Origin of the sequence: Bradyrhizobium tropiciagri (genome assembly GCF_018130505.1) — a bacterium.
GTDB classification, from domain to species: Bacteria; Pseudomonadota; Alphaproteobacteria; order Rhizobiales; family Xanthobacteraceae; genus Bradyrhizobium; species Bradyrhizobium tropiciagri_B.
Genome location: NZ_JAFCKH010000018.1, coordinates 13,425 through 28,355, shown reverse-complemented (window position 1 = coordinate 28,355; position 14,931 = coordinate 13,425). Strand labels below are relative to the sequence as shown.

At 60.1% G+C, this 14,931-nt stretch carries 8 protein-coding genes; 4 read left to right on the top strand and 4 right to left on the bottom strand.

Annotated features, from left to right (window positions below; translation table 11 throughout):
- Nucleotides 1–147: 147 nt before the first annotated feature.
- Together JQ633_RS33510 and JQ633_RS33505 are read right to left on the bottom strand one after the other, a co-directional pair.
- Nucleotides 148–594: a hypothetical protein gene (locus JQ633_RS33510; RefSeq protein ID WP_211990102.1), complete on the bottom strand. Its 447-nt coding sequence runs from the start codon at nucleotides 592–594 to the stop codon at nucleotides 148–150.
- A 1,996-nt stretch (nucleotides 595–2,590) separates the two neighbouring features.
- Nucleotides 2,591–3,496: an NAD(P)/FAD-dependent oxidoreductase gene (locus tag JQ633_RS33505; RefSeq protein ID WP_211990101.1), complete on the bottom strand. Its 906-nt coding sequence runs from the start codon at nucleotides 3,494–3,496 to the stop codon at nucleotides 2,591–2,593.
- A gap of 2,199 nt (nucleotides 3,497–5,695) precedes the next feature.
- On the opposite strand from JQ633_RS33505, the gene JQ633_RS33500 reads away from it, so the two are divergent.
- A complete protein-coding gene (locus tag JQ633_RS33500; protein WP_211990100.1) occupies nucleotides 5,696–7,186 on the top strand; it encodes an ATPase domain-containing protein in 1,491 nt (496 codons plus the stop codon).
- The gene (locus JQ633_RS33495) at nucleotides 7,183–9,729 is read left to right on the top strand and encodes an ATP-binding protein (RefSeq protein WP_349631661.1); all 2,547 of its coding nucleotides are present in this window, start codon (nucleotides 7,183–7,185) and stop codon (nucleotides 9,727–9,729) included. Before JQ633_RS33500 ends, JQ633_RS33495 begins: the two co-directional genes overlap by 4 nt.
- A 116-nt stretch (nucleotides 9,730–9,845) precedes the next feature.
- Here JQ633_RS33495 and JQ633_RS33490 read toward each other — a convergent pair whose 3' ends face one another.
- The gene (locus JQ633_RS33490; RefSeq protein ID WP_211990099.1) at nucleotides 9,846–10,652 is read right to left on the bottom strand and encodes a class I SAM-dependent methyltransferase; all 807 of its coding nucleotides are present in this window, start codon (nucleotides 10,650–10,652) and stop codon (nucleotides 9,846–9,848) included.
- Nucleotides 10,653–10,752: 100 nt separating this feature from the next.
- The gene (locus tag JQ633_RS33485; protein WP_211990098.1) at nucleotides 10,753–11,715 is read right to left on the bottom strand and encodes a Bug family tripartite tricarboxylate transporter substrate binding protein; all 963 of its coding nucleotides are present in this window, start codon (nucleotides 11,713–11,715) and stop codon (nucleotides 10,753–10,755) included.
- Between the two features lie 127 nt (nucleotides 11,716–11,842).
- Here JQ633_RS33485 and JQ633_RS33480 point away from each other — a divergent pair, with 127 nt between their 5' ends.
- Nucleotides 11,843–12,799 (top strand): LysR family transcriptional regulator, encoded by a 957-nt coding sequence (locus JQ633_RS33480; protein ID WP_211990097.1) that lies wholly within the window; start codon nucleotides 11,843–11,845, stop codon nucleotides 12,797–12,799.
- A gap of 1,546 nt (nucleotides 12,800–14,345) precedes the next feature.
- Nucleotides 14,346–14,930, top strand: a complete 585-nt coding sequence (locus JQ633_RS33475) for a DUF2939 domain-containing protein (protein WP_211990096.1) — start codon at nucleotides 14,346–14,348, stop codon at nucleotides 14,928–14,930.
- The last annotated feature ends 1 nt before the right edge of the window (nucleotide 14,931 follow it).

The window sequence follows — 14,931 nt, the reverse complement described above, 5'->3', positions numbered from 1 at the left end:
ATCCAGCACCGCCAATAATAATCAGCGTAGGAGCTCCCCACAGCAACAACGGGCATTTTGGTACTCCAGAAAAGCCTACTGCTCGGTGCAGACCTTGGTGGTTTTCACCGCGAATTCAGTTCTTCGCCTGTCCGGGGCTGAAATGGATTAGGCGGACTGAAACCGGCGTCTGCTGGCCCGCGACCTGCTTTCTTTATGCCGGGGCCACTTTTTTGTTAGCCGAGCTGAAACGAAACAGACCGCCAACTGAGGCGTCATGAGCGACCGTAGTTCGTGGGCTATCCTGCTCTTTTTGTTGCTGTTGCTGGCTGCAGGCATTTGCGCCGTCATCTTATTCCCATCCAATATCGCGCCGTATGCCTCCCACCGCTCGCCAGTGAATCGCATCATTTGCACTTGGTCGATCGGATGAAAATCCGTCTCGGTGTTTTTCACGCGAATGCCGGGAATCAAACCATCAATTTCCAAATCGAGGTTGGCGACCACCTTCATGACATTGTCCCGAGTAAGATTGTTGCCGCAGCGCTTGAGTACCTCGACCGGCGCGTTCGTACGCGTGATTGCCGGTCCACGGCTGATCTTGGTGAAGTTCACACACCCACCGCAGTGTCGCGGAGGATGCAGACCGCGTTCATGACAGCGACCTCATCTGGTTGAAAAGTTCCGCGATCTCGGTCACGCGCAGCTTCATTCTGCGCGGCATATGCTGAAGCAGCATGTGTCGAGTGCCGGCGGCGATCTGTTCGCGTCACGAAACATCGCGTTCAGCAAGGTAGGACTGCAATCGGCAACGAACTGACGGGCAGCCTGGCCGGATCTCGACCGGCTTTGCGCGTTATGGGCATAGCCAGAAGATAGGAATTGCGGGCCTATCTGGCGAATCGCCGATTCACATAAGCAAATGCGGTGTTCGCCAGAAGGCGCATCATCGCGGGACCTGCTTGGTCTCGACGACAGGGAGGCAGACGGCCCTAGCATTGGCCTCCACGGCCACCAACAAGATGCTAGGGCGGCTCTATGCAAACAGGTCGGCGCCGGCCTGCTTCATCCCACTGGAAGGGTAATCCGGGTGCGCAGTCGGTACTACCAGCCCAGTGACGATAGCGTTCCTATGGCGCTCCTGCCGGACGGCTCCGGCGGGTCGGCGAGCACCTGCGCGTTAGGGCCGTTTCTTTCACATAAGCAAATGCTGGAACTGCAAAACGAGCGCACGCTCCAACCATGTCGCCCTGCAATCTGCGCAATGAGTTTTTCAAGCAAGCACGCGACGCCGAAGACGCCAGCCGCATCCATGAAAGCCTGAGTTCGCCCGCTCTGCAAGCGCCTAACCGAAGGTGGTCGATTAGGAACTCCGAGTTTACCGGTGCGATTGTCTATGGTTCTCATTCAATGAGCTCCGGTCATAAATTCAAGACTAACTGTTCTCACAGGCTGCGCAGCGTTCCTCCTCAGTTACGGCATCGCAGTGGCGGGCCCCTGCACTATGGCAAACAAGGACGCTGGCTCGGGCCCAACCCCGGGCGCCGCCTCGCAGTCAGAGACCACGGCACGGCCGCGCGCGGAAATGAGCATCCGCCGACCGCGTCCATGAACAAGGCGGCAGGCAATGAGGCGACATCCTCGCAGGACGCGCAGCGGCAAACGCAGGGGATGCCGACGGCCGCGCAAGAGGCGCAGGGCGCAAAGGTGGCGACTGGAAACGACTGCTAGGTCTCTCAACAATCTGCAGGAAGGGCGCCATAGCCGCCTTTCTTGCGACGACCAGTGAGTTCAGAATTTCGCTCTCGCGCGAAAGTGTGGCGGAAAGAGTCGCAACAACACCCTTCTCAGCTTATCTCACGCTGACTCATTGCGCTCGATAGCCCAAAGCCTGGCAATCTTCGGCAGCGCCGTGACGTCGGCAGAGAAACGTGGCCAAACGGCGGCCTGCTTCTCTCGTCCGCTCTGCGAGAACGGAAACTTGCTGCTAAAGCGGGCGTTTTGCTCCTTTGGAAGGCCGATGAGAGCAAATCGATTTGGACGGATATTGATGTGATGCCGGCGGCGGGGCCACTGGCGGAGGACAAAGAATGCGACGTCGCCGCGTCGGTCGCCTGCAGCCGGGTCCGGGACGGAGGAATTACGTACTCGTCGATGGTGAGGATCATAAGAGTGGTGAGGCGGACGACGCTGACGACCGTTTCCAGAAACTCGAGAGCTAGTCGCGCGGGCTCATTTCCGGCCCTTGGTAAGGTCACGCATTGCTGGTCGGGTCGTCGTCGTGGAGGTTATGGCGGCAAAGCTCGCACCAGACTACTGGCGTTCGTTGCCCACGCGGCTGCAGCGCGAGCTTTCGCAGGAGGAGATCGTGATTCGCGCCCAGGAAATTGTAAGCCTGTAAATAGCCGTAATGGACGTGCCGCATACGGTTGACGGCTTTGCCGGTCGCTTCGCTTGCCTGGATGGCCGACGGAGGGCTTGAAAGCAAAACATCCCTGATCGTGCACAACGTCATTCTGCTTGGGATCAAATATCCTCGGCGCCTTTCGCTGGTTTCCCCGGGCCGAAAAGGAGATGCGCTAGGCGCCAGGAGAGGGCGGGAAGGCGACGGCTAGTCGCAGAGCCCGTCGCGCCTGAGAAAGGCCTTATTGATGGCGACCGCGCCTTTCGCGCCTTCGCCAACGGCGACCGCCACGAGCAGAACGTCGCGCGACGCATCGCCCGCGACATACACGCCTGGTACGCTGGTCTCCTCCGTTGCCGGGTCGGTGATGATGCCTCCCTTTTCGTCACGCTTGCAGCCGAGGTGTGTTGAAAGATCGGACGCTTGGCGGCAGCCCGTCGAGAAAAACAGACCGGAGCACGCAAGACCGGATCCGCTCTCAAAGTGGATCCTTGCAAGCGCGCCCCCCGGGCCCTCCAGCGACTGGATACGCTCCTTGCGCAGCGTGATCTCGTGCTGCCTGAGCCGAGTGACCGCTTGCTCGCTGACTTCCGTTCCGTCGCTGCAGCACACAACGTCCTTGACCCAGTGCTTAATCATCACGGCAAGATCCGCGCCCTTATCACCCTTGCCGTAGGCAACAACCCGTTTGCCGGTGTATTCGTAGCCGTCGCAATAGAGACAGTGATGGACCGAGATGCCGTAAAGGGCCTCTATACCCGCAAGCTCGGGGAGCTCGTCGATAAGCCCTGTCGCCAGGAGAACTTTTGCGGCAATGCCGGTCGTCCCATCGGCACAGGCAAACTTGAAAGCGCCATCGGACGGATCGATTTTTGTTACACGGGTCCGGCGGAGCAAGACCGTCTCATGGCCGGCTACCTCTTCCCGTGCGTTCTGCAGGAATTGCGCAGGCGAGCGGGCGTTGGATCCGAGTAGCCCGTGGATCTCTGGCGAGGCGCTGTTGCGTTGCTGGCGGTCATCGCAAAGCAAAACGTTTCGGCGGGACCTCCCCAAGATCAAAGCTGCGCTCAAACCGGCGGGGCCGCCCCCGACTACAATTACGTCCACGACCATGGCGCTGCTCTAGCATTCGACAGTGTACCACCGGCAACAGGGAACCTCCCCTGGCCGTTCCCGCGTTAGGTGTCCCGGCAAATGAAAAATGCCACATGCAAAACATCACGCTGAAGAATACGGATTTAACGCCGAGCAGTGCGAGCGGAGGCGGTTGCGCCGAGAAAAGCAGCGCGAAAGCAATATCGGACGGGCGGAAAAGATGCATAAGGTCAGGTTCAGTCGGAGCGGGGCCCTTCGAAGCTCAGTTCGACACGATTTGCCCGTATTGGTTGCTCCGGTTGCCGCTACTGGAAGGCGGGATTCGCTTTTACGTAGGCGAGCCGCAGCCGGAGTGGTTCAAGTACTATTCAAGCGTATTCGACACAGTTGAAAGTGAACATTCGTTCCTCGGCCGGCGAATCTTTTGATACGCGCTACGTCGGCGGCTGGAGGCCGGGAGACTGTAGCCATTCGGTAAGGTGAGCGCCGGTCTCGGCTTGGCGGGCTCGCTTCAATAGCGCCTCCCTCTCGACGCCCGGTGGAAGATGTTGGGCCCGGTTGCGAAAGTCCGCGGCGCGCTTGGCAAGCCGCTCTTCTAAGGTTTCCGTCTGGACGACGTGGCGTCGGATTTGTCCCATGGCTCAATCCATTCAGTCCTGCCCGGAACGGTAGGCTAACCATGGAGAACCCGTAAGGTTCCGTGTCTCAACCGGCCCACGCTCTGTTGACGCCGATCGCCGACGTATCGATCGACAAAGCCTTGCAGGGCGGATGGCAGCTCGATCGCCTGGACGTCACCGCGGCGCTGCAGCTCACGTGCGATATCCCGCAATAGCTCGGTCTGGGAAACGGCATTCCCCGTTCGCGCGCCCTCACTCAAACCAAAGGTACAGCCAGATGGTCAGAGCTGACGTAAAATATACCACAAAACCGCTTTCTGCGCTCTTCCGCGACCCGCTCCTCCGTGCAGCCTTTGCTGCCGCCGAGGACGACGGTCTGACCGGCGAACTGGTCGAAACTGATCACCCCCCCCCACGCTCAACGGTGGCGCCGCGGAAACGATCCCGGCTACCGGCCGGCGCGTGCTTGTGGAGGCGTGATCCATGAAGCACGTTGCAACACCGTCAGGCGAGCCCATGGAAACCCCATCGTTCGCCGCGCTCGCCGTCGCCGTTCACCCCGCGTGGCATCAGGCCATTATACGACTCGCCAATGCCACTGAGCGAGTGGCCTTCCGGCTTGAAGTGCTTGAGGCGCGCCGATCAATGGCGGTTTCGAAAAGCACGCCCGTCAGCTCATCAAGGATCTTGTCGACTTCCTCGACCAGATCGAACCCGACCCGGACCTCGAGGAGAGCGACATCTGCGAGCCCATCGGGGACGAGGAGCTCAGCCTAGGCAGTCTCGATCGAGCGATCGACCAGGATCGCTGGGGAGCCGGCGGAGCCCATTGCTGGGGCATCGGAGATATTGACCGGGAGCTAGACGCTGCCGACGACGAGCCCTCCCTCGGCTGGACTGACGAAGAGCCGGCATTGGGGCGGTATGCTGGAGCAGCTCGTCGGACGGTCGACCTTGAGCATCAGTGCGATGCGCATCCAGCGCCGGCAAATTAGAACACTCAGGCGGGTGCATGTTTATTATCATTGATTCACATATTTGAATTGCGAATTCCGAATGCCTTTGGAATCATAAAACCACTGGGCAGGCGTTTTCATTAAGGACAATTTTTTAAGGCCCAGAGGGCTCGCCCGATTACCGAGAGCGGCGGCTCGATCAGCGTGGGACGGCCTCAGCACTGCCTAACGGGGTGCTGGGGCCGTTTTTTTCTGCCTGTCCCGGCACCACGAACCAACGCCCGGTCAGCAGTATTCAACTGGTGATGTCCGTTACGCCCCGAATCCGGACATCAGGCGCGGACGAATACATATTCTCTCAGCTAAAGCTGTTATCGTCGGACGCGCAGGTATGTCGTTGGGGCCATTAGCAGCCTGCGTAATCACAGTCTCCTCTCGTCCGGAGTTAAAGACGGAACTCAACCCAGGGCCGTCGCGTTTGTGACTTCGGAAGGTTGGCTTATTTCCAGCCTTCCAATTAGACAGCCAATTCCCGTTTTTCCGGGTATTTTCGACTAGGTTTCGTTCCCGCTGAGTGGCCCGTGCGTTTGCGTTGGCGAAAGCGCATGTCAGCGGAAAAATAGCAGGGATCGGATAATCGAGTGTCACAACAGCTTGAGCGCCAAGCAAGAACAGACGTCGAAGGGTTGGATGATGTCCTTGGAGGAGGACTTGAGCGTGGGCGCGCATTCCTCCTCGAGGGAGCACCGGGCACGGGCAAGACAACAGTCGCGACGCAGTTCATGATCGCTGGAGCTATGGCCGGCGAATCCTGCCTTTACATCACCTTATCCGAGACCGAGGACGAGCTTCGCGCCGGTGCCGCTTCGCACGGTTGGGAGTTATCGGGCGTTCGAGTGTTCGAACTAATTCCTCCCGAGAACCTTCTCGATGAGAATCAGCAACAGAGCCTACTCTATTCCTCCGACTTAGAGCTCGGCGAGACGACGAAGCGCATCTTCGAGGCATTCGAGCGCGTGAAGCCCCAGAGAGTTGTGCTCGATAGCCTCTCAGAGATCAGGCTGCTCGCCCAGAGCTCGCTCCGCTACCGTCGCCAAATCCTGAGTCTCAAGCATTTCTTTGCACAAGCTAACGCAACCGTTCTCCTGCTCGACGATCTTACCACCGACATGAATGACAAAACGGTGCATTCGGTTGCCTACGGAGTGATCCGTCTCGAAGAAATCGCGCCCGAGTACGGTGCCGAGCGACGACGGATGCGCGTCGTCAAATACCGTGGGCGACGGTTTCGCGGGGGTTTCCACGACTTCACCATTGTGAAGGGAGGCGTTCGGGTCTTTCCACGGCTCATTTCGGCCGAGCACAAGGCCGCTTACTCGCGTGATGTTCTCAGAACCGAGTCTGGCGAACTAGACACTCTTCTTGGGGGCGGGGTCGAGCGTGGCTCGAGCGTTCTTGTCCTTGGCCCAGCCGGAACCGGCAAGTCTCTACTTGCGCTCACCTTCGTCCAAGGGGCCGTAAATCGCGGCGAGCGTGCGGCCATGTTCATTTTCGACGAGGAGCTTGGCATCCTATTCGAACGCGCGAAAGGCCTTAACATCGACCTTCAGGCGATAGTCGATGGCGGCAAGCTCGTCATAGAGCAAATCGATGCGGCTGAGCTGACACCTGGCGAGTTCTCATCGCGCGTGCGACGCTGCGTCGAGGTTCACGGCGCTCGAACGGTGGTGATCGACAGCCTCAACGGTTACCAAGCCGCCATGCCCGGCGAGCACGCACTGGTGCTCCACATGCACGAGCTCTTGCAGTACCTGAACCGGCAAGGCGCGACGACCTTTCTCATCGTCGCCCAGCACGGGCTTGTCGGCGACATGCGGGTGCCCGTGGATGTCACCTATCTGGCCGATACGGTGATCTTGCTGCGCTACTTTGAGGCTCTCGGTCGCGTGCGCCGAGCAATTTCGATTGTTAAGAAGCGCACGAGTTCGCACGAGGACACGATCCGAGAGTTCCGCATCGGCTCGCGGGGCTTCACGTTGGGCGATCCGCTGACGAACTTTCAGGGCGTTTTGGGCGGCGTACCCGCGTTGGTCGGTAAAGGGCCGGACCTGCTCAAGCCGGAGGAAGCGTGAAGCGCAGCACCGTCTCGGAGCGAGCCCTCGTCCTCGCGCCCCGCGGCCGGGACGCCGACCTTGCGTCCGCGATCATGCGCGGCGCAGGTCTTTCCGCGGATATCTGCCCGTCGCTTCCTGCCCTAATTGCGGGACTGAATGCGGGCGCCGCCTATGTGGTGGTCACCGAGGAGGCATTGGCCACGGCCGATCTAGGGCCGCTCAGCGCCTGGCTTGCCGAACAGGAAGACTGGTCGGACCTGCCATTCGTGCTGCTTACGACCGGCGGTGGCGGACTGGAGCGGAATCCGGCGGCGCGGCGTTTTCTGGAACTGCTGGGTAATGTCACGTTTCTAGAGCGTCCCTTTCACCCGACGACCCTCGTGAGCCTCGGACGTTCGGCGCTGCGTAGCCGACTTCGGCAGTATGAGGCCCGCGCAAGGCTCGAAGCCCTGCGAGCAAGCGAGGAGGGTCTGCGGCTCGTCGTCGACAGCGCCGAGGAATATGCCATCATCACTACTGACCCCGAAAGAACCGTGACGAGCTGGTCGGTGGGGGCCGAGGCCACCTTCGGCTGGCCGGCTGCCGAAATAATGGGCCGCTCGGCTGACACAATCTTCACGCCTGAGGACCGCGTAGTTGGGCAGCCCGATGCCGAGATTGCCAAAGCACGCAAGGAGGGCTTCGCCCCTGACGAGCGCTGGCATCAGCGCGCCGACGGGTCGCGCGTGTTTCTGCGCGGATCGATGCGGCCCCTGCCACGTGACGATCTGGGGCGTGAGCGAGGGTTCATCAAGATCGCGCGCGACGAGACTGACCGACGGTTAGCCGAGGCGCGCCGCATCGCTCTCCTCGAGCTGTCTGATCGCATTCGCGACATCGAGGACCCGGCCGAACTCTCCTACGCAGCGGCCGAGATACTGGGGCGCACGCTCGGCGTTAGCCGGGCAGGCTACGGCACGATCGACAAGGCAGCCGAGACGATCACCATCGAGCGTGACTGGAACGCCCCCGGCATCAGGAGCCTCGCCGGCGTGCTGCAGTTTCGCGACTATGGCTCGTATATCGAAGATCTCAAGCGTGGCGAGACGGTGGTGTTTTCGGATGCCGAAAAGGACCCGCGCACCGCCGCGACCGCCGATGCCCTAAAGGCAATCAGCGCACAGTCCATCGTAAACATGCCTGTGACTGAACAGGGCGGGTTCGTCGCGCTGCTCTACCTTAATCACGCCACCGCACGCGAGTGGACGCCCGGCGAACTCGATTTGATCCGCGAAGTAGCTGAACGCACTCGAACGGCCGTCGAGCGCAGGCGTGCGGAGCAAGAGGTGCGGGAACTCGCAGCCTCGCTGGAACGGCGCGTCACGGAGCGTACCGCCGAGCTGATGCAGGCCGAGGAGGCCTTGCGTCAAGCGCAGAAGATGGAGGCAGTGGGCCAGCTGACCGGAGGCGTAGCCCACGATTTCAACAACCTGCTCACCATCATCAAAAGCTCCACCGACCTCTTGCGGCGCCCCGGTCTCTCCGAGGAGCGCCGGCGGCGCTATGTGGACGCGATCTCCGATACCGTGGATCGAGCATCGAGGCTGACCGGTCAGCTTCTCGCGTTCGCACGGCGCCAAGCGCTCAAGCCGGAGGTGTTCGACGCATCCGAACGCGTGAAGGCCGTTAGTGACATGCTGCGCACGATCGTGGGATCGCGCATCCGCATCGACACGAAACTCTCGCGCGAAAGCTGCCTCGTCGAGGCGGATGCCAGTCAGTTCGAGACGGCGCTGGTCAACATGGCTGTGAACGCGCGCGACGCGATGAATGGCGAGGGCTCTCTGCAGATTTGTATTAAGGAGATTGCTGGCATGCCCCCCGTCCGCGGGCACGCCGGAATCTCTAGCCCTTTCGTGGCCGTGTCGCTGACCGACACAGGCTCAGGCATCCCGGAGGAGAAGCTGGCACATGTCTTCGAGCCGTTCTTCACCACGAAGGAAGTGGGTAAAGGGACGGGCCTAGGGCTTAGCCAAGTTTACGGCTTCGCCAAACAATCGGGCGGCGACGTGGCGGTTGAAAGCGAGGTCGGCCGGGGCACCACATTTATCCTCTATCTGCCTCGGGCCGCGCGCGAAGCAGCCGCCCATAAAGAGCAGCCCGAGATCGACGCCAATCCAGGCGACGCACTGTCCGAGCACGACCGCGGGCGCCGTGTTCTCGTAGTGGAGGACAACGTCGAAGTCGGACGGTTCTCGAGTCAGATCCTGGCGGACCTCGGCTACGACACTATTCTTGCAACGAACGCGAATGAGGCGCTCAAGCTCCTAGACGAGGCGGGGAGATTCGACGTGGTGTTCTCTGACGTGATCATGCCTGGAATGAACGGGATAGACCTTGGTCGAGAGATACGACGCCGCTATCCGAAAGTGCCGGTGGTGCTGACCTCGGGTTACAGCGAAGTTCTTGCTCAAGAGGGGCGGCATGGATTCGATCTCATCCAGAAGCCTTACGCGGCGGAGGAGTTATCGCGAGTGCTGCGCCGCTTGACGGGCACTAAGCGTATTCCGGAAACCCCGTAGACGACCATGGCTTACCTGCGCACGGCCCAGCGGCCCTTTGCCAGCAGTCGACCGTTGGATCTTGCGAGACGCGGCGTTTTTGGACGGCGTGGGGCCATTGGGCGACATTAAGCTGCCTAAGCTGCCTGAGATGCCGACGCCGACACAAGCCACAACCCCACATGCAGCCCCCTTCCATCCGCGCCGAGCTTGGCGGCGAGCGCGTTGCGAACCGCCTCGATAGCGCGCGCTCGTTGCTTGTCCGAGGCCTTCTCAAGGAGGGCGGGCAGCGGGCCCGCCTGCGTGATGAATGCCATGCTTTGCGCAACGTCCCTCCCATGGAAAGGCACATCCGTGGCGTCAAGCACAATGTCGTGGAACCCGGCCTCGGCGAGGACACCATGCAAGCGATCTTTGTTGGCAAACGAAAACATCCCTGGCGCCGTGGGGTCCGCCGGCGGTTGTGGCGGCACGTGCGGCCGCGCAGCTTCAATCGGGACATGAAACCACGGCGACTCCGGCAAGGTCCGAAAACACACGAATACGAGTCGGCCGTCCTCTTTCATGCCGCTGCGGATATTTGCGAAGGCCTTGACTGCATTATCGAAGAACATGACGCCAAAACGCGAATACACGAGATCAGCCCAGCCCGGCTCGAAACCATATGTCGTCGCATCGGCCAGGGCGCAGGTCACGTTGCCAAGTTCCGCACCGGTGCTACGGTCCCTGGCGAAGTCGAGCATTGCCGCCGAGACATCGACGCCCAACACGGCGCCTGATGGTCCAACGATTTTGGCCAATGCCAAAAGTGTATCACCGGTGCCGCATCCGACATCGATCACATGCTCACCGCGCTTCGGCCCTGCGGCTGCCAAGCTGAGGCTCGTGACCGCCGTGAAGACGTCGCTGATCACGGCCTGCTGCGAAATCCAGGAGCGCCCCATGGTACCGTTCCAGAATTCTGCTCCACGGGAGTTTGGTGCTGGCATGGGGCGAATGTCCTGATGCTGCAGGCCGTAATCCTCGACGCAAACTGCGAGGTCTTCACTCCGGCCTCAATCCGACGGCTTTCACCAGATCTGCATTGACGGCGATGTCCTTCAGAACATACGCATGAAATTCGTCCGGAGTCATCACCATCGGATCGAAGCCCAGTGCGGCCAATTTATCCCGTACCTTCGGCTCCTGCATTGCCTTGAGCGTCTCGCGGTGCAGCTTGTCGACGATCTCACGCGGCGTCTTTGCCGGCAGGAAGAGGCCGAACCATGTGGGATACTCGGCGTTCTTGAAACCGGCTTCCTCGGTGGTCGGCACTTCGGGTAGCGCGGCGGAGCGCTTGGAGCCGTTCACCGCAAGCGCTGAGAGCTTGCCGTCCCGGATGTAGGGCAGGGCAACCCCAATTGCCACGAGATAAAAATCGACCCTTCCCGCGATCACTTCGGTCATCGCTTCCGGACCACCCTTGAACGGAATATGCACGGCCTGCACGCCAGCACCGAGCCGGAATCGTTCCGCGCTCAAATGCGAAGCCGTACCGGCGCCGAGCGAAGCAAAGTTGAACGAGCCTGGCTTCGCACGCGCAGCAGTGACGAAATCGTTCGCTGTTTTGAAGCCTCGCCCTGGCGGAACGACAAGGACGAAAGGTGTGCTGCCAAGGGGTGCGACTGCCGCAAAATCTCGCACCGGATCATAGCTGAGGTTGGCATAGAGCGAAGGCGCAATCGCGTGCGCGGACGAATTGACGAGGATTGTGTAACCGTCGGGGTCCGCCTTGGCGACGAGGCCGGTACCGATCGTGGTCCCTGCGCCGGGACGATTCTCCACGATGACGCTCTGACCGAGTTGCACCGCCAATTGCTCGAACACGATGCGTGGCACGATGTCGACTAGGCTGCCGGCCGCGACGGGGACGATCACCTTCAAGGATTTTGTCGGCCAAGTCTGAGCTTGGGCATCCAAGGTTGCGAGGCCAAGAACAGGCAGTAAGATCATCCAGATACGCTTCATGGCTTCCTCGCGTCTGTGACAAGCCCGCCGCGTGGCGTCTCGCCCGGACAGCTGTGCGGCAGATGGCGTCACCCGTCCAATACATAAGGGGTCTGTCAATTCATGCCGTTTCGGCATAGAGAAGTTCATGGACCTCCGTCGCGCACGCACTTTTGTGACAGTCGCCGAGCTCGGGACAGTCTCCAAGGCAGCGCTACGCCTTCGCGTGGCCCAACCTGCGCTGTCTCGGCAGATCGCCGAGCTTGAGCTGGAGCTTGGTTTCAAACTCTTCGATCGCGTCGGACGTCGCCTCGTTCTGACCGGTGAGGGCGAGCAATTGCTCAGCGACTGTCGCGGTCTTTTGAACCACGCCAGCGCTGTCGACGAGCGGGCGCAGCTGCTCCGGAGCGGGCATACCGGCATCCTCAGGGTTGCCGGCTCGCCACAAATGATCGAAAGCATCTTTTCGGAGTTCCTGCACCGCTACGCTGAACGCTACCCCCATGTGCAGGTGAAATTGATCGAGGCGATTGGGTCAGGCACGCTGGCAATGCTCGAACGTGGCGAGGTTCACCTGGGTCAGCACATGGCCCATGCGGTGCAGCCGGGCGACCGGCGCTTCGCAAACCTCCCATTGGAGCCGGTCGAATTACTCGCTGCCTGCCACCCATCGCTGGCGATCGGTCAAGGCGGAGCAATCGATATCAAGCGTCTCGCGTCTTACCCTTTGCTTTTGGAAGACACCGGGTTCGTATTTCGACAGACCTTCGACGCCGCTTGCCGCCTTGCGGGGCTGGAACCGAACATCAAATTTGAAAGCCGGGCGCCCCACACTCTGCTCGCAATGGCTGAAGCTGGCCACGGTGTGGCAATCATTCCGTCGGCCTTGCGAACGCATCGATACAAGTTACGAATTGTCGGCGTGGCCCACCAGGGCAAACCGCTGCGGCAGCCGTTGGCAATCTTTTGGGACAAGCGGCGTTTGCTGCCGCGCTACGCCACAGCCTTCTGCCAGATGTTCGCCGAGCATGTTAGCGAAGTCTTCCCGGTCACGCGGCCGTCCGAATTCAAAGCAAGCACCACGCGCATAAAACGAAGCCGCTAAAGCTCCTGCTTAAGCACCGATGCCGGTGGTACCTCCACTGATGAGAGCGACTTTCCTGCAAGTTTAGCCATAAGAGAATCCTGACTGATGCTTCTGTGCTCGATAAATAGGTGGCCGCTTGATTTTTGCGCGTCGCGTCTAAGGCAGCAGCGGCGAATTAGGGGGACTTCCGGGTTGGGTCAAAAGCCGCCAACCGCCACCGAACTGGGGACGTCCGTTTCTCCTCGACGAGCCGAGGTTCCAGACGGTCACTAGGTCAGGTCCGATCTCGCCTCGTTCGCAGGCGAAAGCGAAGATGCCTTCGGCTCGGCGCGCGAGCAATCGCTGAAGGTGCACCTTGCGTTCGACATCGGAAGGCCCGAAGTCTCGCCGTCCATCACTAGGATGTCGAACGCCTAGTCGTTGCCGCCCTTTGGTGATCAGCCGCACGCGATCGCCGTTACGCTCGACGCGGAGGCGATAGCCGTCGTACTTGATCTCGTGAAAACAATGTCCCATAGATAGGTGTTCCGGGCCGGTTTCACAGGTGCAGTAGCGCGTAGGCAAGAATCGCCGCGGACAGTAGGCCTGTCAAAACGTACATCAACGCTGTGCGGTCAAACATTTGGCGCACCGTAGTTCGCGAAACGGCGGCGCCAGCGACGCCTCCATGGGAGGAATGGCGTTTCGGGGCCTCGATTTGAAGACCCTTGTCTCCAGCAGTCGTTAACATGGGTCTGAAAAACTTAGCAATCCTAGGATTAACGACCGACCTTCGAAAAGACGCCGCCAACTGAGCGGCAGCGCTTCCGGATGCAATTAGAGCTTTTTAGAGTGCAGCATGCTCAATAGGGCCGCGATAACGTCCAAAGCGAGTTGATCTGTGGTGCGGCAGGAAAGCTCCGTGTAGCGCGCAATATCCTTGTCCAGTTCAAGGCACCGCTCGCACATTAGTCATCCCATGTGCGCTGTCCACACGACCGGCATTCGAACATGCGGACGTGTTTTCCGGTGTGGATATTCAGCATGGTCCTGATTAGGTCGGGCGGCTTACCGAAGCGACAAAGTTGAACCGGCTGACCTTCGATTTCCTGAAATCTCTGCCCAACTGCGGCCATGGACCCAGCTCCTGCAAGCAAACCCATAAGTTGCAAACTGAGCAATTGTTCCCATCGGAACAAAGAATCTTCGATCTTAAACTCGGGCGAGGACAGTCGTTCGCTCATGTGCTCAGCGGTGTCGGTCTGCGCGATCTCCGTCGCGCTCAAGGGAGGGGCGCGCGGGCGAGACCTCGCGGTTGGGGGCCGAAGGATGAGGTCTCGCCTTATTTGCGTTAGTTTCCCAGCTAACCAGCCGAGATTCGCATCGAACGCTTTTGCTGGTATTCAGTCAACCGTGTACTCGCTTCTGGCTTCATTCAGGCCCCGCGGCGCGGGAACATTGACGGCGAGTACAGTCGCTCGTGAGCAAGCTGGGCCGGGATGGCGTAGGAACTGTCGGCTATTAAGTCGCTTGCACCCTATAAACCGCAGGTTAAGTGTTACTGCGTTGAAAGGGGTTCGTTTCGATGCGATGGTTTGTTGGAGCGGTCCTAGCCATTTTGATCGGGCTAGGTGCTTACGTCGCGTCAGCGGTGGTGTCACTGAATGGTCTCGTCCAGGCGGCGCGTGCCGGCGACGGCACTGAAGTCCTTGCTCGCACCGATATTGACCGCTTACGAAGGTCCGTGGTCGATCAAGTTGTCGCGGCTTATCTCAAGCAGCTAGGGCGCGACCGTCCCGTGAAACCTCTTGAGCGGTTGGCGGCGAACACCTATGGGGCGTCGGTTGCCGACGCCATGATCGCGAAGTTGCTCACCAAAGACAATCTGACCTCGATATTGAGCAAAGGCGTAATCCGCGCTGGAAGCGGCGAGGCCGATATAGGGCGGCTTATGGAAATCGACACCTCCAAAATCTTCGAGACTTTGCAGCGCATATCGATCGTAAAACCGGTGGAATTCTTAGTACTCCTTGGGCGCGCAGAGAGCGCAGGGGGCTTCAACATGCATTTCGAGGGATCTGGTTGGAAGCTTTCCGGCGTCTTGTTGCCGGAGGCAGCAGTGCGGGAGTTGGCTCAAGAACTCGTCAGCAGCAGGTCGGCAAAGGGCTGAG

Bases quoted from the DNA above. Each gene is read 5' to 3' on its own strand.
- JQ633_RS33505 (WP_211990101.1), bottom strand. From the start codon at position 3,496: ATGGTCGTGGACGTAATTGTAGTCGGGGGCGGCCCCGCCGGTTTGAGC.
- JQ633_RS33490 (WP_211990099.1), bottom strand. From the start codon at position 10,652: ATGGGGCGCTCCTGGATTTCGCAGCAGGCCGTGATCAGCGACGTCTTC.
- JQ633_RS33485 (WP_211990098.1), bottom strand. From the start codon at position 11,715: ATGAAGCGTATCTGGATGATCTTACTGCCTGTTCTTGGCCTCGCAACC.
- JQ633_RS33480 (WP_211990097.1), top strand. From the start codon at position 11,843: ATGGACCTCCGTCGCGCACGCACTTTTGTGACAGTCGCCGAGCTCGGG.
- JQ633_RS33475 (WP_211990096.1), top strand. From the start codon at position 14,346: ATGCGATGGTTTGTTGGAGCGGTCCTAGCCATTTTGATCGGGCTAGGT.